16 protein-coding genes are annotated in these 18,262 nt (G+C 68.0%); 12 read left to right on the top strand and 4 right to left on the bottom strand.

Going from position 1 to position 18,262, the window contains the following annotated elements; all coding sequences use genetic code 11:
- Positions 1 to 49: 49 nt before the first annotated feature.
- Complete coding sequence (locus AC5P7S_RS13785; RefSeq protein WP_095378438.1) at positions 50 to 844, bottom strand: undecaprenyl-diphosphate phosphatase; 795 nt, start codon at positions 842 to 844, stop codon at positions 50 to 52.
- A 223-nt stretch (positions 845 to 1,067) separates the two neighbouring features.
- On the opposite strand from AC5P7S_RS13785, the gene glnA reads away from it, so the two are divergent.
- The 11 genes from glnA to AC5P7S_RS13730 all read left to right on the top strand — a co-directional run bounded on the left by glnA (position 1,068) and on the right by AC5P7S_RS13730 (position 13,355).
- Positions 1,068 to 2,477, top strand: a complete 1,410-nt coding sequence (gene glnA / locus AC5P7S_RS13780) for a type I glutamate--ammonia ligase (RefSeq protein WP_005420964.1) — start codon at positions 1,068 to 1,070, stop codon at positions 2,475 to 2,477.
- Positions 2,478 to 2,797: 320 nt separating this feature from the next.
- Positions 2,798 to 3,136 (top strand): P-II family nitrogen regulator, encoded by a 339-nt coding sequence (locus AC5P7S_RS13775; RefSeq protein WP_004134334.1) that lies wholly within the window; start codon positions 2,798 to 2,800, stop codon positions 3,134 to 3,136.
- A gap of 22 nt (positions 3,137 to 3,158) precedes the next feature.
- Positions 3,159 to 4,589 carry an ammonium transporter gene (gene amt / locus AC5P7S_RS13770; RefSeq protein ID WP_095378437.1) on the top strand — a complete coding sequence of 477 codons (1,431 nt, stop codon included), beginning with the start codon at positions 3,159 to 3,161 and terminating at the stop codon, positions 4,587 to 4,589.
- A 217-nt stretch (positions 4,590 to 4,806) separates the two neighbouring features.
- The gene (locus AC5P7S_RS13765) at positions 4,807 to 5,553 is read left to right on the top strand and encodes an N-acetylmuramoyl-L-alanine amidase (protein ID WP_095378436.1); all 747 of its coding nucleotides are present in this window, start codon (positions 4,807 to 4,809) and stop codon (positions 5,551 to 5,553) included.
- A 67-nt stretch (positions 5,554 to 5,620) separates the two neighbouring features.
- Positions 5,621 to 6,787, top strand: a complete 1,167-nt coding sequence (gene mltA / locus AC5P7S_RS13760; protein ID WP_065196051.1) for a murein transglycosylase A — start codon at positions 5,621 to 5,623, stop codon at positions 6,785 to 6,787.
- Positions 6,788 to 6,894: 107 nt separating this feature from the next.
- Positions 6,895 to 7,209, top strand: a complete 315-nt coding sequence (locus AC5P7S_RS13755) for a hypothetical protein (protein ID WP_005420957.1) — start codon at positions 6,895 to 6,897, stop codon at positions 7,207 to 7,209.
- 104 nt (positions 7,210 to 7,313) lie between these two features.
- Positions 7,314 to 9,359, top strand: coding sequence for a TonB-dependent receptor (locus tag AC5P7S_RS13750; RefSeq protein ID WP_095378435.1), 2,046 nt, complete (start codon positions 7,314 to 7,316; stop codon positions 9,357 to 9,359).
- Between the two features lie 171 nt (positions 9,360 to 9,530).
- Complete coding sequence (locus AC5P7S_RS13745) at positions 9,531 to 10,592, top strand: two-component system sensor histidine kinase NtrB (RefSeq protein WP_095378434.1); 1,062 nt, start codon at positions 9,531 to 9,533, stop codon at positions 10,590 to 10,592.
- A complete protein-coding gene (ntrC, locus tag AC5P7S_RS13740; RefSeq protein ID WP_095378433.1) occupies positions 10,585 to 12,033 on the top strand; it encodes a nitrogen regulation protein NR(I) in 1,449 nt (482 codons plus the stop codon). The genes AC5P7S_RS13745 and ntrC overlap by 8 nt, the downstream gene beginning before the upstream one ends.
- 93 nt (positions 12,034 to 12,126) lie before the next feature.
- The gene (locus AC5P7S_RS13735) at positions 12,127 to 12,696 is read left to right on the top strand and encodes a superoxide dismutase family protein (RefSeq protein WP_095378432.1); all 570 of its coding nucleotides are present in this window, start codon (positions 12,127 to 12,129) and stop codon (positions 12,694 to 12,696) included.
- Positions 12,697 to 12,728: 32 nt separating this feature from the next.
- Positions 12,729 to 13,355, top strand: coding sequence for a superoxide dismutase family protein (locus tag AC5P7S_RS13730; protein WP_053497798.1), 627 nt, complete (start codon positions 12,729 to 12,731; stop codon positions 13,353 to 13,355).
- A 121-nt stretch (positions 13,356 to 13,476) separates the two neighbouring features.
- Here AC5P7S_RS13730 and AC5P7S_RS13725 read toward each other — a convergent pair whose 3' ends face one another.
- Positions 13,477 to 14,364, bottom strand: coding sequence for a hypothetical protein (locus AC5P7S_RS13725; protein WP_032954708.1), 888 nt, complete (start codon positions 14,362 to 14,364; stop codon positions 13,477 to 13,479).
- A gap of 93 nt (positions 14,365 to 14,457) precedes the next feature.
- On the opposite strand from AC5P7S_RS13725, the gene AC5P7S_RS13720 reads away from it, so the two are divergent.
- Positions 14,458 to 15,753, top strand: a complete 1,296-nt coding sequence (locus AC5P7S_RS13720; protein WP_005420942.1) for an acetyl-CoA C-acetyltransferase — start codon at positions 14,458 to 14,460, stop codon at positions 15,751 to 15,753.
- Positions 15,754 to 15,914: 161 nt separating this feature from the next.
- On the opposite strand, the gene AC5P7S_RS13715 is transcribed toward AC5P7S_RS13720, so the two are convergent.
- Positions 15,915 to 17,210 carry a heme biosynthesis HemY N-terminal domain-containing protein gene (locus AC5P7S_RS13715; protein ID WP_005420940.1) on the bottom strand — a complete coding sequence of 432 codons (1,296 nt, stop codon included), beginning with the start codon at positions 17,208 to 17,210 and terminating at the stop codon, positions 15,915 to 15,917.
- Between the two features lie 6 nt (positions 17,211 to 17,216).
- Positions 17,217 to 18,194, bottom strand: coding sequence for a uroporphyrinogen-III C-methyltransferase (locus AC5P7S_RS13710; RefSeq protein ID WP_053497792.1), 978 nt, complete (start codon positions 18,192 to 18,194; stop codon positions 17,217 to 17,219).
- Between the last annotated feature and the right edge of the window lie 68 nt (positions 18,195 to 18,262).

The raw sequence follows: 18,262 nt of genomic DNA, 5'->3' as shown, positions 1-18,262 counted from the left end.
GGGGAAACGGGGTGGGGCCGGCCATGGGGTTACCGTGCCCCAGTGCTGTTCAGCTGCCGGAGGGCAACCACAGCAGCAGCGCCGCGCCCAGCGCGATGCGGTAGAGGGCGAAGGCGGTGAACCGGTGCGACTTGATGTAGCCCATCAGCCACTTCACTACGACGAAGCCGGTGATGGCCGCGGCAAGGAAGGCCACGCCCACGTCGGTCCAGTTCTCGCTGCCCAGCTGCCCGGCCTTGGCCATTTCCAGGAAGGTGTAGGCGCTGGCGGCGAACATGGTGGGAATGCCGACCAGGAACACGAACTCGGCGGCAGCGGCGCGACGGCTCAGGCCCAGCAGCATGGCCAGGAAGATCGCCGAGGCCGAGCGCGAGGTACCGGGGAACACGCCGGCCACGACCTGCGCCAGGCCCACGCCGATCGCCACTGTCCAGGTCACCTGGTCGCGGTCGGGCAGGCGCGCGGTGTAGGCCTCCACCAGCAGCATCCAGACGCCACCGATGATCAGTGCCCAGGCCACCGGGCTGACCGTCTCCGGCAGCGACCAGCCGGCCTTGCGCACCACCAGGCCGACCACGGCGGTGACCAGGAACGCAGCGCCCAGCTTGAACACGTACTCACGGTTCTCGCGTTGGTTCAAGCCGGTGGCCAGCTGCAGCAGGCGCTGGCGGAACACCAGCACCACGGCCACGATCGCGCCGGCCTGGATGACGATGTTGAAGAAGTCCGAGCGGGCACCCAGCCAGTGCTGGGCGATGAGCAGGTGGCCGGTGCTGGAGATCGGCAGGAATTCGGTCAAGCCTTCGAGGATGCCCAGCAGCAGGGCGGAGAGCAGGTCGGACATGGACGGTGCGGGCACGCGCGGCGGAAGGAAGAAGGTCGAGAGGATAGACGATCCCTGCTGCACCAAACGGGTGCGTCTGTTGGCGGGCGCACCGGTTTGGTGCGCACCGTTCTGCACCGGCGCGGGGCAGCCATATTGAAATCAACGACTTGCGGGTATCGAAAAGTTGGCACGGTCATTGCTGTACCTCAGCAGGCATTCATCCCCATCCGAGGTCGTACCGATGTCCGTGGAAAACGTTGAGAAGCTGATCAAGGACAACCAGATCGAGTTCGTCGATCTGCGTTTCGTGGATATGCGTGGCGTCGAGCAGCACGTCACCTTCCCGGTCAGCATCGTCGAACCGTCGCTGTTCGAAGAAGGCAAGATGTTCGACGGCAGCTCGATCGCCGGCTGGAAGGGCATCAACGAATCGGACATGGTGCTGCTGCCGGACCCGTCCAGCGCCTACGTCGACCCGTTCTACGCCGATCCGACCATCGTGATCAGCTGCGACATCCTCGATCCGGCCACCATGCAGGCCTATGGCCGCTGCCCGCGCGGCATCGCCAAGCGTGCCGAGGCCTACCTGAAGTCCTCCGGCATCGCCGAAACCGCGTTCTTCGGCCCGGAGCCGGAATTCTTCATCTTCGACTCGGTCCGTTTCGCCAACGAAATGGGCAACACCTTCTTCAAGGTCGACTCGGAAGAAGCGGCGTGGAACAGCGGCGCCAAGTATGACGGCGCCAACAGCGGCTACCGTCCGGGCGTGAAGGGCGGCTACTTCCCGGTTCCGCCGACCGACACCCTGCACGACCTGCGCGCGGAAATGTGCAAGACCCTGGAACAGGTCGGCATCGAAGTGGAAGTGCAGCACCACGAAGTGGCCACTGCGGGCCAGTGCGAGATCGGCACCAAGTTCAGCACCCTGGTGCAGAAGGCCGACGAGCTGCTGCGCATGAAGTACGTCATCAAGAACGTCGCGCACCGCAACGGCAAGACCGTCACCTTCATGCCCAAGCCGATCGTCGGCGACAACGGCAGCGGCATGCATGTGCACCAGTCGCTGTCCAAGGGCGGCACCAACCTGTTCTCCGGTGACGGCTACGGTGGCCTGAGCCAGCTGGCGCTGTGGTACATCGGCGGCATCTTCAAGCACGCCAAGGCCATCAATGCCTTCGCCAATTCGGGCACCAACAGCTACAAGCGCCTGGTGCCGGGCTTCGAGGCGCCGGTGATGCTGGCCTATTCGGCCCGCAACCGTTCGGCCTCGTGCCGCATTCCGTGGGTGTCCAACCCGAAGGCGCGCCGCATCGAAATGCGCTTCCCGGATCCGATCCAGTCCGGCTACCTGACCTTCACCGCGCTGATGATGGCCGGCCTGGACGGCATCAAGAACCAGATCGACCCGGGTGCACCGAGCGACAAGGACCTGTACGACCTGCCGCCGGAGGAAGAGAAGCTGATCCCGCAGGTCTGCTCCTCGCTGGACCAGGCGCTGGAAGCGCTGGACAAGGACCGCGAGTTCCTCAAGGCCGGCGGCGTGATGAGCGATGACTTCATCGACGGCTACATCGCGCTGAAGATGCAGGAAGTGACCAAGTTCCGCGCGGCCACCCACCCGCTGGAATACCAGCTGTACTACGCCAGCTGACCGGGCGCGATGGCGGTGGGTCCCCCCTCCCACCCGCCGCCATCGCTTCCGTTCTCGCGGCTGGGGAGCCGCGGTTGTAGGGGTCAGATCCGTTTCGCGCCGCGAAAGGGCTCTGACCCCACCCCAGGGGCAAGAGAGAGACCGGATACGCGACCAGGGCCGCCCTCCCTCCCGCGTCGGTCGTGCAAGGAGAGAGGCACGGCCGTCCCGGCCCTGTACGTGTCCGGTGCAACAGCCACGGTCATCGCCCTGATGACCTGTGGTTGCCTGATGCCAACGCGCGCTGGCGCGCTGGCCCCATCCACCATCGGGACATGCGCATGAAACTGATCTCCGCCATCATCCGACCGTTCAAGCTCGACGAGGTCCGCGAGGCCCTGTCCGATGCAGGCGTGTCGGGCATCACCGTGACCGAAGTGAAAGGTTTCGGTCGCCAGAAGGGCCACACCGAGCTGTATCGCGGCGCCGAGTACGTCGTCGATTTCCTGCCCAAGATCAAGATCGAAACGGTGGTCACCGACGAGCGTGCCGACGCAGTGATCGAAGCGATCCAGTCGTCGGCAGGCACCGGCAAGATCGGTGACGGCAAGATCTTCGTCACCGCCGTCGAACAGGTCATCCGCATCCGCACCGGCGAAATCGGTGCCGACGCGCTGTAACCCCCTTCCGGAGACTCCCCCAATGAAGATGCGCCTTCTCACCGGGTGGCAAGCCCGGTTCCACCTGGTGTGCCTGTTGATGCTGCTCAGCGCGCTGGCCGCCGGTGCGTGGCCGGGCAGCGCCCATGCCCAGGCACAGGTGTCGCCGCTGCCGAGCGAAACCGTGGCGGTCGAGCCGCTGCACGATCCGGCCGCCACCGCCGCTGCGCCGGCCGTGGCCGAAGCGGCCGCCGCCTATGATCGTGGCGACGTCGCCTGGATGCTCACCTCCACGTTGCTGGTGCTGCTGATGGTCGTGCCGGGCCTGGCCCTGTTCTACGGCGGGCTGGTGCGTTCGAAGAATGTGCTGTCGGTGCTCAGCCAGATCCTGGTGGTGTTCTCGCTGGTGCTGCTGCTGTGGGTGGCCTACGGCTACAGCGCGGTGTTCAGCGCGGGCAATCCATTCTTCGGTTCGTTCACCGAATTCGCCTTCCTCAAGGGCTTCACGCCCGACTCGGTGGGCAACACGCCGATCAAGGGCCTGCCGGACTACCTGTTCGTCGCCTTCCAGTCGACCTTCGCCGGCATCACCACCGCGCTGATCGTCGGTGCCTTCGCCGAGCGCATCAAGTTCCGTGCGGTACTGCTGTTCTCGGCACTGTGGTTCACCCTCAGCTACATCCCGATGGCGCACATCGTCTGGGGCGGCGGCTACCTGGGTGAGCTGGGCGCGATCGACTTCGCCGGTGGCACCGTGGTGCACATCAATGCGGGCGTGGCCGGCCTGGTCGGCGCGTGGTTCGTCGGCAAGCGCCTGGGCTACGGCCAGACCGCGCTGAAGCCGCACAACGTGCCGTTTACCTACATCGGCGCCATGCTGCTGTGGGTGGGCTGGTTCGGCTTCAATGCAGGTTCCGCCGCCGCCGCCGATACGGTGGCCTCGCTGGCCTTCCTCAACACCGTGCTGGCCACCGCTGCCGCGGTGCTCGGCTGGACGCTGGTGGAAGCGATCGGCAAGGGCAAGCCGTCGGCACTGGGCGCGGCCTCGGGTGCGGTGGCCGGCCTGGTCGGCATCACCCCGGCCTGCGGCACGGTCGGCCCGCTCGGCGCGATCGTGATCGGCTTCGTCGCCGGCGTGGTCTGCGTGTGGGGCGTGACCGGCCTCAAGCGCCTGCTCAAAGTGGACGACACGGCCGACGTGTTCGGTGTGCATGGTGTCGGCGGCATCGTCGGCGCGATCCTCACCGGCGTGTTCAGTGCACAGTCGCTGGGCGGTACCAAGGCCGATCTGGATATCGCCCACCAGGTGTGGGTGCAGGTGGTCAGCGTCGGTCTGACCGTGGCGTGGTCGGCGGTGATGACCGCGGTCATCCTGCTGGTGGTCAAGGTCGTGGTCGGCCTGCGCGTGACCGAAGAGGCCGAACGCACCGGCCTGGATGTGACTTCGCACGGCGAGTCTGCCTACGAGGCCTGATGCATGACGGGCGGCCCTGCGGGGCCGCCTTTTGCGTTTGGTCGGTGCCAGGCTTGCCTGGCACTGCTCCTGCTCTGGTGGGTGCCGACCGTTGGTCGGCACGGCCGGAGTGGCGCATCCACGCATGGCGTGGATCTACCGCATCCTCTCTGGTGGGTGCCAAGCTTGGTTGGCACGGCGGCATGCATCATCGGGCCTGATCGCGCACAATCGGGCCATGCACCCGATCCGCACGTCCCTGATGCTCTCGGCCTGCCTGCTGGTGGCCGCCTGCGCCTCCACGCCGCAGGAAACCCGCAACCCGCTCGCCACCTGGGTGCCGTCACCCAACCAGAACGCGCGCACGCCGGTCATCATCGTCATCCACCACACCGAGCAGAAGTCGGTGCAGCAGAGCCTGCATACGTTGCGCACCGCCAACAGCGGTGGACCGGTCAGTGCGCACTACCTGATCGGCGCCGATGGCCATCGTTACCAGCTGGTCGCCGATGAGCGCCGTGCCTGGCACGCCGGGGCCGGGCGCTGGGGCACCATCACCGATCTCAATTCGGCCTCGATCGGCATCGAACTCGACAACGATGGCCGCAGCCCGTTCAGTGCGGCACAGATCGAATCGCTGATCGTGCTGCTGCGCGACCTCACCACGCGCCTGAACATCCCGCCGCGCCAGGTGATCGGCCATGCCGACCTGGCGCCGACGCGCAAGCAGGATCCGAACCGCTTCTTCCCATGGCAGCAGCTGGCCGAGGCCGGCTTCGGCGTGTGGCCGCGCGCGGCCGACGGCGCGGCACCGGAAGGATTCGACGCGTGGAATGCGCTGACCCGCTTCGGTTATCCGCTCGACAACCGCGAAGCCACCGTCGCCGCCTTCCACCGCCGCTTCCGTGGCCGCGACGACCTGCCGAAGACGCTGGATGCCGAGGACGCCCGCATCCTGCATTCGTTGCTGCTGCAGATACCGTGACCCCGCGCATGAACGCTTGACCCCGCGCTGGGTTGCCGCCCAGCGGCCGGCACTCCACCATGGCGGCATGATCGATTCCGCTACCTTCTTCAAGCGCATGCACTGGACCCTGTTGGCAGCGGTGGTGCTCGCAGGCTGCTCCACCACCGCTCCGCGCGCAGGCTCCGAAGCGCCCACGCCGACCTCGCCGCCGGCGGCCACTTACGCCAAGGTCGACTGGAAAGCCCTGCCCGCAGTCTCCGATGCTGATCTGCAGGCCGGCTTCGTGGCTTGGCGCAGCAGCTGCGCCCGCCTGAAGAACGACGCTGTCTGGGCCAAACCCTGCGCCACCGCCGCCGCGGTGTCAGACAAGGACCCGGCCGCGATCCGCCAGTTCCTGCAGCGCGACCTCGATGCCTACGCGCTACGTGCCGGTGGCCATCAGGCCGACGGGCTGATTACCGGCTACTACGAGCCGATCTACCCCGGCAGTCTTACCCGTACCGATAAGGCCACGGTGCCGGTGTACGGCACGCCGGATGATCTGGTGGTGGTGCAGCTGGAGAGCCTCTACCCGGAACTGAAGGGCAAGCGCCTGCGCGGGCGCGTCGAAGGCAAGGTGCTCAAGCCCTATGACGACGCCGGCACCATCGCGGCCAAGGGCGCCAAGGCGCCGGTGCTGGCCTGGCTGACCGACCCGATGGACCTGCAGCTGCTGCAGATCCAGGGGTCCGGCCGCGTGCGCCTGGCCGATGGCAAGCAGGTGCGGCTGGCCTACGCGGAACAGAACGGCCACCCCTACCGTGCGATCGGCCGTTGGCTGGTGGACCAGGGCCAGCTGAAGAAGGAAGACGTCACCATGGACGCCATCCGCGCCTGGGCACGGGCCCATCCCGCGCGCGTACCGGAACTGCTGCGCAGTAACCCCAGCTACGTGTTCTTCGTGCGCAACCCGGACAGCCCGGAGGGGCCACGGGGTTCACTGAACGTGCCGCTCACTGCGGGCTACAGCGTGGCGGTGGACCGCACCGTGGTGCCGCTGGGCAGCCTGCTGTGGCTTTCCACCACGCGCCCGGACGGCAGTCCGGTGGTGCGCCCGGTGGCCGCGCAGGACACCGGCGGCGCCATCGCCGGCGAAGTGCGCGCGGACCTGTACTGGGGCAGCGGCGATGCCGCCGGCAAGCTGGCTGGCGACATGAAGCAGAAGGGCAACATCTGGATGCTGTGGCCAAAGGGCGTGCCCCTGCCGAACTGAACCAGCAGGGGTCGGATCCCTTCCAAAGGAAAGGGCTCTGACCCCGGATGCCTGATAATGGCGCCATTCCGTACTTTCCGGCCGCGCCTGCGGCCAGGGCTCCTGCAATGACCTACGCAAAGCACACCGCAAAATCCGGCGCGAAATCGGCCGCAAAGAAGTACTACAAGCACTGGGCCGAATCGGGCCTGGGCAAGGGCAATGTGCTGATGGAAGCGCGCGGCGAGAAGATCGTGCGGCAGGTGGAAATCTACGGGACCAAGATGGTCTGGGCCGACGAGCATGCCCACAGCGACGACCGCTTCCTGCTGGCCGACCAGCCAGTGTCGTTCCTGGATTTCGACGAGGACGACGAAATTTCCGCGCGTGAATTCGAAGCCGCCTGGAAGAAGGCACGGGAAGCCACCGGCTACCCGGTGTAATCCCCCCGGCACCCGCCCTTGTAACGCCGAGCCTTGCTCGACGCCGCAAAAATCGGGCGCGTGAAATGTTATATGATTACATTTCACCGTATCCGCCCCTTCCCATGAAGACTCCTACCCTGGTGGCCGCCCTCGCGGCCGCACCGTTCGCCCCTGAAGCCTTCGCACAGTCGGCCGACGCCGCGCTCACTCTCGGCAAGGTGCAGGTGCACCAGCACGGCGAAGGCCAGCTCAGTGCGCATCAGGTACTGACCTCGGTGGATGTCCTGGGTGCAGACCAGATCGAAAACCGCAACGTCTCGCACAGCTGGGAACTGCTCGGGCAGATGCCCGGCATCCAGCTCACCGAAACCCGGCAGGGCGCCGAATCGGGCAAGGTCAGCTTCCGCGCCTTCAACGGCGAGGGCTACCTCAACGCCATCAAGACGCTGATCGACGGCATCCCCAGCAACGTCAACAGCGGCAACCAGCGCTTCATCGACATGCTGTTCCCGTTGGACATCAGCTACATCGAAGTAGTGCGCGGTACCAACGATCCGCGCTATGGCCTGCACAACATCGGCGGCAACGTGAACTTCGGCACGCGCCAGGGCGGCAGCTACACCGATGCGCGCCTGGCCTACGGCAGCTATAACACCCGCGATGCGCAGCTGGCAGTCGGCCGTGAAGCCAATGGCTTCGCGCAGAACTATTTCGTCGGCACCCAGGCCAGCGACGGCTACCGCGACCACGACACCTCGAAGAAATATTCGCTGGGCGGCAAGTGGTTCTACGGCTCGCTGGACGACGGCCTGCGCGTGGGCCTGACCGCCCGTGCGTACCACCACGAAGCCGACGAACCCGGCTTCATGACCGCCGACGAGCTGCGCACGCAACGCCGTGGCAGCGAGCTGCGCAACGGCAACGATGGTGATGACCGCGACATGCGCCAGCTTGCCGCGCACTTGGACATGAAACTGTCCGACGCACTCACCCTTGGCACGCGGCTGTACTACAACCGCTACGAAGACGACCGCCGCGTGACCTTCAGCGACCTGCCCACCGGCAACCTGCCGCGCCAGCGCCGCGTATGGGACGAGCGGCAGCATGGCCTGCTCAGCACGCTCACCTGGCAGGCCAGCCCCACGCTCACCGTCGAGGGTGGCCTGAACTACGAGCAGCAGGACAACGGCTACCTCCGCGAGCGCTACGCCTACGCTGAACCCACCGATTTCAGCCAGCCCCCCGCGCGGGTGCAGAACAATGATCGCCACAGCTTCGACAACTGGGGCGCCTACGTGCAGGCCGTCTACCAGCCCGTCGAGGCCTGGAAGATCGTGCCGGCCTACCGCGTCGACCGTTTCAGTGGCCGCACCCACCTGATGAACGGCCTCAGCGGCCGCCTGCAGGATTACGGCAGCATCGGCCAGCCCAAGCTGAGCATCATCCACACCCTGGGCCAGACCACCCACGTCTACGCGAACTGGGGCCGCACCTTCCAGGTGCTGACCGGCTCCACCGCACCGGCCTACCTCACCCCGGGGCAGGCGCCCTTGCAGCCGTCCACCAACACCGGCATGGAGCTGGGCCTGAAGTTCCAGCCGTTCGCGGGAAGCCAGGCACGCCTGGCGGTGTGGCAGCAGGATGCGGAAAACGAGGTGTCCAACATGCCAGCCACCGGCACCACGGTCACCCTGGGCAAGACCCGCCGGCGCGGCGTGGATGCGCAGCTGAGCCTGCAGCTGGGCGAAGACTGGACGGTGTGGGCGTCGCACGCCTACCAGGAAGCGAAGATCACCCGCGACGACCGCGATGCCAGCATTTCACTGCAGGGCCGCGAAGTAGCCGCCACCCCGCGCCATATCAGTAACCTGGGCGTGGATTACCGCGCCTGTGATGCGCTGCGGTTGGGCCTGCAGGCACGTGCACAGGGCGATTACTACCTGGAAGAGCGCAACGTGGCCGGCAAGTTCGGTGGTTTCGCCGTGCTCGACCTCAGTGCTGCCTATCAGCTCACCCCGCGTTTCAGCGTGGACCTGCAGCTGAAGAACGTGACCGGCCGCGAGTACGCCTACGCCTGGTACGACAGCTTCTTCTGGGACAGCGCCCGCCCGATGTTCTCGCCGGCGCCGGGCCGCAGCGTGTTCGTCGGCCTGAACATGAAGCTGTAATCGGCCACGCACCCGGTAGTGGTCGAGCCTGCTCGACCTGCGGCAGGGGTCAGAGCCCTTTCCAGGCGGAAAGGGATCCGACCCCGGACCCCGCAGCGCATGCGGTCAGATCCCTTTCCGCGAGGAAAGGGCTCTGACCCCGAACCCCGCGTTTTGCACTACATTGGTGCAATGTCCGACCCCTCTCCCCCGCCGTCCCTCGATGCCCTGGGCACGCCGCTGGCCTGGGCCGGGGCCGATGGCTGCATCGCCGGCTGCAATCCGGCGTTCGCCCGCTGGCTGGGCGTCAGCGCCCGGCGACTGCTGGGTCGCCCATTGGCCGCGCTGGAAGTGCAGGGCGAGGCACTGGCCCATTTCCTGGCCCGCGATGAGCGCGACAGCCTGCGCCTGAACCGGCTGGCGCTGGCGGTGCCCGGCGAAGCGCCGCGCTTCGCCGAGGGCTGGATGAGCCGCCGCGACGATGGTGGCTGGCTGCTGGAGGCGCATCCGGTCGATGAATTCCCCGGGCTGGACCCGACCCAGGCCCTGCCCAGCGCGCTCAGCGCGGCGCTGAAGGGCTTGGCCCACGAGCTGCGCAACCCGCTGGCCGGGTTGAAGGGTGCGGCCCAGCTGCTGGCCCGCCGCGCGGCCCAGCGCGAGGCCAGCGAACGCGAGCTGATCGAGCTGATCGGCTCGGAGATCGAGCGCCTCAACGGCCTGCTTGACCAGCTGTTGTCGCCGGCCCCGGCCGCGCCGCATGCGGAACTGAACATCCATGCCGCGCTCGAGCGCGTGCTGCGCCTGGCCGAGAATGAGGCCGGCTGGGCGGTACGCCTGCAGCGCGACTACGACCCCAGCATTCCCGAATTCCACGGCGACGCCGACCGCCTCACCCAGGCGGTGTGGAACCTGGTGCGCAACGCGATCCAGGCCGGTGCCGGCGGCATCACCCTGCGCACCCGCGTGGAGCATGGCGTGCGCATCGCCGAGCAGCTGCACACGCTGGCGTTGCGCCTGGAGATCGCCGACGACGGCCGTGGCGTGCCGGAGGAACTGGCCGAACACCTGTTCCTGCCCTTGGTGAGTGGCCGCGCCGAAGGCACCGGGCTGGGCCTGGCGCTGGCCCAGCAGGTGGCGCGCGAGCATCGCGGCACGCTCACCTACCGCTCGCGCCCGGGCCATACCGTGTTCACCCTGCTGTTGCCGATCGGCAACGGCACCGCCCCGGCCGAGGAGGCCCCGCGCGATGTCTGAGTTCCCCACCACCGCGCAGCGCATCTGGGTAGTCGATGACGATCGTGCCGTGCGCTTCGTGCTGTGCACCGCGCTGCGCGAGGCGGGCTACCAGGTTGTCGATTTCGACAGCGCTGCGGCTGCCCTGCAGGCCCTGGGCGAAGGCGCGCCGCCGGCGCTGCTATTCACCGATGTGCGCATGCCTGGCGACGATGGCCTGGTGCTGCTGGACAAGCTCAAGGCCGCGTTGCCGCAGCTGCCGGTGGTGGTGATGTCGGCCTATACCGATGTCGCCAGCACGGCCGGTGCGTTCCGCGGTGGCGCGCATGAATTCCTGTCCAAGCCGTTCGATCTGGACGATGCGGTGGCACTGGCGCAGCGGGTGTTGCCGGCCGTTGCACCGGCACTCGCGGCACCCGCACCTGCGGCGGAAGCGCATTGCGACCAGCCGCCGCAACTGGTGGGTGATACGCCGCCGATGCGCGCGCTGTTCCGCGCCATCGGTCGCCTGGCGCAGGCACCGCTGGCGGTGCTGATCACCGGCGAGACCGGCACCGGCAAGGAGCTGGTGGCCAATGCGCTGCATCGCGAATCACCGCGCGCGCTGGGTCCGTTCGTCGCGCTCAATACCGCTGCAATCCCGTCCGAGCTGCTGGAAAGCGAGTTGTTCGGCCACGAGGCCGGTGCCTTCACCGGTGCGCAGCGCCGCCACATCGGCCGCTTCGAGCAGGCCAACGGTGGCACGCTGTTCCTGGATGAGATCGGCGACATGCCGTTGCCGCTGCAGACCCGCCTGCTGCGTGTGCTGGCGCAGGGTGAGTTCTTCCGCGTCGGTGGCCGCGAGCTGATCCGCGTCGACGTGCGCGTGGTGGCCGCCACCCACCAGGATCTGGAGGGACTGGTCGCGCAGGGGAAGTTCCGCGCAGATCTGCTGCACCGCCTGGACGTGGTGCGCCTGCAGCTGCCGCCACTGCGCGAGCGCCGCGAGGACATCGCGCAATTGGCCAGCACCTTCCTGGCTGCCGCCGCACGCAAGCTGGATACGCCGCCGAAGCGCCTGACCGCCGCGGCCCTGCAGGCGCTGCGCGAGCACGACTGGCCGGGCAATGTGCGCGAGCTGGAGAACGTGTGCTGGCGGATGGCCGCGCTGGCCGCCGCCGACACCATCGGCGTGGCCGATGTCGATACCGCGCTGAACCGCGCGCGTGGGCGCCGCAGCAGTACCAGCGCAGCCGATCCGGGGCAGTGGGAAGCGCTGCTGGCCGAATGGGCGCGCCGCCAGCTGGCCGAAGGTGTGGAAGGGCTGCATGCGCAGGTGCGCGAGCGGGTCGACCATGCCCTGCTGGAGGCCGCGCTGCAGATCACCCACGGCCGCCGCGCCGAAGCCGCTGCCCGTCTCGGCCTCGGCCGCAATACCCTTACCCGCAAGCTGGGCGCCGGGCGCCGTCGCGGGGGCCATTGAACGGTCCCTGCACGCGATCCTCGCACCGGCTTGCCGAACCGTTGATCGTTCATGGACGATGCCGTCCGTAGTGTCACCTGCAAGGAGTCTTCGATGCGTCTGTCCTTTGCCATCCTGCCGTTGTCCGCCGCCGTGCTGCTGTCTGCCTGTGGCAGTGCACCGAAGAAGGCCGAACCCACGCCGCCACCGCCGACCGTGGTCAGTGCTGCGAAGCAGGGCGAGGCCAATCTCGCGCCGGCCTCGGCCAGCATCGTCAGTGGCCGCATCGCACTGATGGTGGAGCCCGGTGGCATCCACATCACCGGCCTGGTCGGTGGCCTGCAGCCGATGCAGCAGGCCGGCTTCCACATCCATGAGCGCGGCGACTGCAGTGCGGTGGATGCCAGCAGTGCCGGCAATCACTTCAATCCCGGTGGCACTGCGCATGGCCGCGCCGGCACCGGCAAGCACCACCTGGGCGACATGGACAATCTGCGTGCCGATGCCCAGGGCCGCGCCAACGTCGATATCCACCTCAAGGGGGTTACCCTTGGCGGAGGCGCCGCCACCGATATCGCCGGACGCGCACTGGTCGTGCATGCCAACGCCGACGACTATCGCAGCCAGCCCGCCGGCAATGCCGGCGTCCGCATCGCCTGTGGCGTGATCCGGGTCGTCCGCTGATCACTGCAGGCATCATCGAGGGAGAGATTCCAATGCGTCTGATCCACACTTCGCTGTTTGCGGCCATCGCCGCGCTGGGCCTGGCGGCCTGCAACCAGCAGCCCGCCGCGCCGCAGACTGAAACCCCGCCGGCCGCGCCGGCTGACGGCGCCACCACCGAACCGGCTGCAGCGCCGGCACCGGCGGCTGCACCGACGGGCGATGCTTCGGCAACGGCCGAACTGGCACCGACCCAGGGCAACGAGACCAAGGGCAGCGTCACCTTCAAGGTGGTTGATGGCAAGGTCCACGTGACCGGCCAGATCACCGGCCTGAAGCCGGGCAGCGAACATGGCTTCCACATCCACGAGAAGGGCGACTGCAGCGCGCCGGACGGCATGAGCGCCGGCGGCCACTTCAACCCGGGCAAGCAGGATCACGGCAACGTCGCCACCGATCCGCACCACGGCGGCGACATGCCCAACATCAAGGCCGACGACAAGGGCGTGGCCACCATCGACGGCCCGGTGTCGAGCAACGTCAACATCGGCAAGGGTGATGACTTCGACATCATCGGCCGCGGCCTGATCGTCCACGCCGACGCGGACGACTACAAGACCCAGCCGACCGGCAACGCCGGCGCGCGCCTGGCCTGTGCGGTGATCCAGAAGGCCCCGTAAGAAACAAAGAACGCCGGCACAAGCCGGCGTTTTTCCTGATGGGTAGTGCCGGCCGCTGGCCGGCAATCACAGATCCGGAGGGTGCCGGCCAGCGGCCGGCACTACCCACATATCACCCGGATCAGCGCGCCAGCAGTTCGCGCGCGTCCTGCCCGGCCTCGCAGTGCACGAACAGTACCGGCACGCCATGTGCTTCCAGCACCGCGGCCATCTGTCGCTGGCGCATCAGGAACTGCTCGTAGATACCCTTCAGGCGATCGCAGTCGTTCTTGCTGTGGCTGTAGTGCGCGCACCAACCGGCCGGGTCGAACAGCGCCATGCGTGCTTCGCCATGCGTATAGCGCAGCAGCGGCTCGGGCGCGGCATTGAGCCACTCGTCCTCGCCCGGCGCCATGATCGCGGTCTCGATCAGCGGCCACAGTGCGGCCAGGCCCTGGTTGTCGTACTGCATCGACATCATCGCGGCCAGGTCGTTCACGGTGAAATAGCGCGCGTGCTCGATGCGGGCACCGAAGGTGTTCTGCGCCATCAGCGCGGTGTCGGCGTGCGCCATGCCGTTGGCCAGCAAGGTTTCTTCCAGCGCATCGGCGACCGCGCTGGTGGTGGCCACGTCGCTGCCGGTCAGCAGGAACGGCACCACGCGCAGGCCACCGCCCACCAGCGTGGCATCGGCCTGGAACGGCAGTGGCACGTCACCTTCGGCATCGCTACCGAAGGCCAGCAGGCGCGGGCCCTGGTTGCGGCCCGGGGCACGCATCTGCAGTTCTTCCAGGCGGCGATGGATCGGCCAGCCCGGACGCAGCACTTCGGCCGGGTCGAAATGCGCGGCGGCGAACACCAGGTCCAGCTCGGCCACCTGTGGCACCAGCTTGGCCAGGTCACGGCCGACGCGTTCGGCCAGTTCACCGGCCTGTTCAGCGCTGAGCACCGCCTGGCGGGGGATTTCGCCGCCGGCCAGTTCCAGGGCCAGCACGCCAAGGGCATTCATCGCGGGGTCGGGTTTGCTCATGGTTCCACGGTTGGCCCATCACAGGGCGGCAGCTACACTTGGCTCCATTATGCCTGCTCCGTCGTGCAGGCCATGTTGCAGACACCCTCATCCATGCCAGGTATCTCCATGCCCAACGCTCGTCCCGTCGCCATCCTCGGTGGCGTCCGCATTCCGTTCTGCCGCCAGAACACCGCGTATTCGGATGTCGGCAACCTCGGCATGTCGGTCCGTACGCTGGGTGCGCTGGTCGAACGGTTCGGCCTGCATGGCCAGCAGCTGGGTGAAGTGGCGATGGGCGCGGTGATCAAGCATTCCAGCGACTGGAACCTGGGCCGCGAAGCCACGCTGTCGTCCGGCCTGTCGCCGCTGACCCCGGGCATCACCCTGCAGCGTGCCTGCGGTACCTCGCTGGACAGCATCATCACCGTGGCCAACAAGATCGCGCTGGGCCAGATCGAATCGGGCATCGGCGGTGGTTCGGACACCACCTCCGACGTGCCGATCGTCTACGGCAAGAAACTGCGTGCACGCCTGCTGGCGGCCAACCGCGCCAAGAGCACCGGCGACAAGATCCGTGCGCTCACCGCCGGTTTCAAGTTCTCCGAGCTCAAGCCCGAGTTCCCGGGCGTGGCCGAGCCGCGCACCGGCAAGAGCATGGGCGACCACTGCGAGGACATGGCGAAGGAGTGGAACATCTCGCGCGACTCGCAGGATGAGTGGGCGGTGTCGTCGCACAAGAAGCTGGCCGCCGCCTACGAGCGCGGCTTCTTCAACGACCTGATCGCACCGTTCCGTGGCGTCGAGCGCGACAACATCCTGCGCCCGGACACCTCGCTGGAAAAGCTGGCCACGCTGAAGCCGGCGTTCGACAAGGTTTCCGGGCGTGGCACGCTCACCGCCGCCAACTCCACCCCGCTGACCGACGGTGCCGCTGCAGTGCTGCTGGCCAGCGAAGAGTGGGCACGCGCGCATGGCCATGAACCCCAGGCTTACCTGCGTGACGCGCACGTGGCCGCGGTGGACTTCGTGCACGGCGAAGGCCTGCTGATGGCACCGACCATCGCGGTGCCGGAGATGCTCAAGCGCAACGGCCTGACCCTGCAGGACTTCGACATCTACGAGATCCACGAAGCCTTTGCCGCACAGGTGTTGTGCACCCTGCGTGCGTGGGAGAGCGAGGACTACTGCCGCAACCGCCTGGGCCTGGACGCGCCGCTGGGCCGCATCGACCCGGACAAGATCAACCTGCTGGGCTCGTCGCTGGCCACCGGCCACCCGTTCGCCGCTACCGGCGCACGCGTGATCGCCACGGCAGCCAAGCAGCTGGCCGAACGTGGCGGTGGCCGCGCACTGGTGTCGATCTGCACCGCTGGCGGCATGGGCGTGGTGGCGATCGTCGAACGCTGATCGCATCCATCGGTGGGTGCCGACCGTTGGTCGGCACGATCCGGCCGGCACTCCTGGAACTGAAAACGCCGCCCATCGGGCGGCGTTTTTTTTGTTCGGATTGTTGCTCTGGTGGGTGCCAAATTCACCGGTGGATGCCGGCCAGCGGCCGGCACTACCCATCAGGGCAACCGCGGGTTGCCGAATTCGTCGCGCTCTTCGTTGGCGTCATACACCGGCGGCTGTGCAACGATGGGCTGCTCCTCCACCGTGGCGCGCAGCGGCGTCTCGGTGCCACGCACCAGTTCCACGCTGTCCTCGCCGCGCTGCAGGCGCAGCGCATTGGCCAGGCACTGCGCGGCCAGCGCGTGTTCGCCACGTTGCGCGAACACTTCACCCAGCGCTTCCCACGCCGGTGCACCGGCGCCAGCGGCAATGGCCTCGTGCAGGAACGCATCGGCGGCATCCCATTGCTGCTGGCCCAGGGCCACGCGGCCCTGTGCCAGGCGCAGGGCGGCCGAGCCGTCATGCACGTTGCGCCAGCGCGCCAGATTGGCCTGGCGGGTGGCCAGGCGCTCGGCGGGCAGGCGGCCATACAGCGTCACCAGATCGTCATTCCAACGCTGGTCCAGTGCCTGTTCCAGCGCCAGCAGCGCCGGCTCATCCCAGTCCAGCGCCACCGCACGGCTGGCATAGGCGCCCACCACGTCCGGGGTGGGGCGCAGCGCCTTCGGGGTGGCCTCCCACTGTGCGGCCAGCGCGTTGACGTCGGCCGCTTCCAGCAGCGCCTGTGCGGCCAGGCGTGCCTCCAGTTCGCTGTTCGCGTCGGCCGGCAGCACCTTGCTCTGGCGCAGCGCACCCAGCTGGCCATACGCTTCGTGGGCGCGGCCGGCCTGTGCCAGCGCTTCGGTACGCAGCCACAGGCCGCGTGGTGGCAGCGGCTGGATCGCCGCTACGTCCAGCGCGTTGATCGCATCGACCGGCAGATCGCGCGCCAGCAGCTGTTCGGCGCGCAGCAGCGCCTGCAGGGTGGCGTCGCTTTCACCCAGGCGCTGCAGCAGCGCCTCTCCGGCGGGGCCGTCGGCGCGTGCCTGCGCGCTGCGCACGGCGGTGGCCAGTGCCACCGCGCTCACTTCCGGGTCCCTGGCGGCGCCGTCCAGCAGCTTCTCCGCACGCTGCCACTGGCCATGCTCGTAGGCCTGCAGGCCGTCGATCAGGCGCACCCGGCCCTGCTTGCGGCGGTAGCGGCCCCAGGCACGGAACGGTGCAGCGATCAGGCTCCACAGCAGCCACAGCACCAGCACCGTGATCACTGCCAGCAGCGCTACCTTCGGCAGGTTGCTGTGATAGTCGTAGCCGCCGTAGCGCAGGGTCACTTCGCCGAAGCGGTTCAGGTCATCGGCGCCGAGCCATTGCGCGGCGACCACGCCGATGGCCACGGCCAGCAACAGCACGACCAGGGATTGCAGGGGTTTCATGCGGGCTTACCTCCGGTCGGTCTGGGTGCGCAGTTGTTGCAGGGTGCTGCCAAGAACAGCGTCGCTGGCCTGCAGCGGAAGTTCGCGCAGGGCCTTCAGTTCAGCACGTTGTGCGCGCAGGGCCGGTGAATCCGGCCAGCGCCGCTGTGCCCAGTGCTCCACGCGGTCCAATGCGGTGTTTCGGCCCGGGCGGTCGCCGCGCTCGATCGCGGCACGCGCCAACGTCAGTTCCAGCTGCAGGGCATCGTCGGCGTTGCGCTGTTCGGCGGCAGTCAGTGGGCCGTTCTGGCGGCTCGGGGTGATGTCCACGAACGGTGCCAGCGTGGCCTGCCACCAGGGCTTGGCGGTGCTGCTGCCGGTCGTGCCGGTGATCTGCGAGGGCAGGCCCTGCAGCGCCCGGGCCACAGCATCCAGACGCTGCAGCGACTGCACGCGCGGGCCACTGCCGAGCGCATCCAGTGCCTCGCGCTCCTGCACCAGCGCCTGGCGCAGGTTCAGGCCGTCGGCGTCGGGCAGATCGGCCAGCGCGGTGGCGGCCTGTGCATACAGGCGGCGTGCGCCGTCCACGTCGTCGGCGTAGTTCAGACGCTGCGCAGCCTGGGTCAGCAGCAGCTCGGCCTCGTCGCGCTGCACCGCCTGGCGGCCCTGGTTGGCGCTGTCGGCCAGCTTGGCCAGGTTCTCTTCCAGCAAAGCGCTGCGCTGCGAGAGTCCCAGCATCTCGTCGCGCAGCACGCGGTTGGTGGTCGCCGCGTCCTGCAGGCGCTGGCTGGTCGCACGCTGGTCACGGCGCAGCGCATCCAGCGTGGCCTCCAGGCCCTTCAGCTGTACGGCCGTGGTCTGTGCCTGCGCTTCCTGTTCGCGCTGTTGCTGCTGCCAGACGTACCAGCCGGCATAACCGCCCGCGCCGAGCACGACCACGGCGGCCAGCGGCAGCAGCCAGCGCACGGGTCGACGGGGTGGGGGTGCGGGCGGCGTATCGTTCATCGGGCTTCCTTGTCGGCAACGGCGCCGGTCGGGGTGCCGGCAGGCTGCGTTGTGCACAGCATCACCGT

The sequence above is a fragment of the Stenotrophomonas sp. YJH_SMC_32 genome (assembly GCF_059369975.1).
Note: the sequence above shows the minus strand (reverse complement) of the source record. Positions and strands in the feature narration are given on the sequence as shown.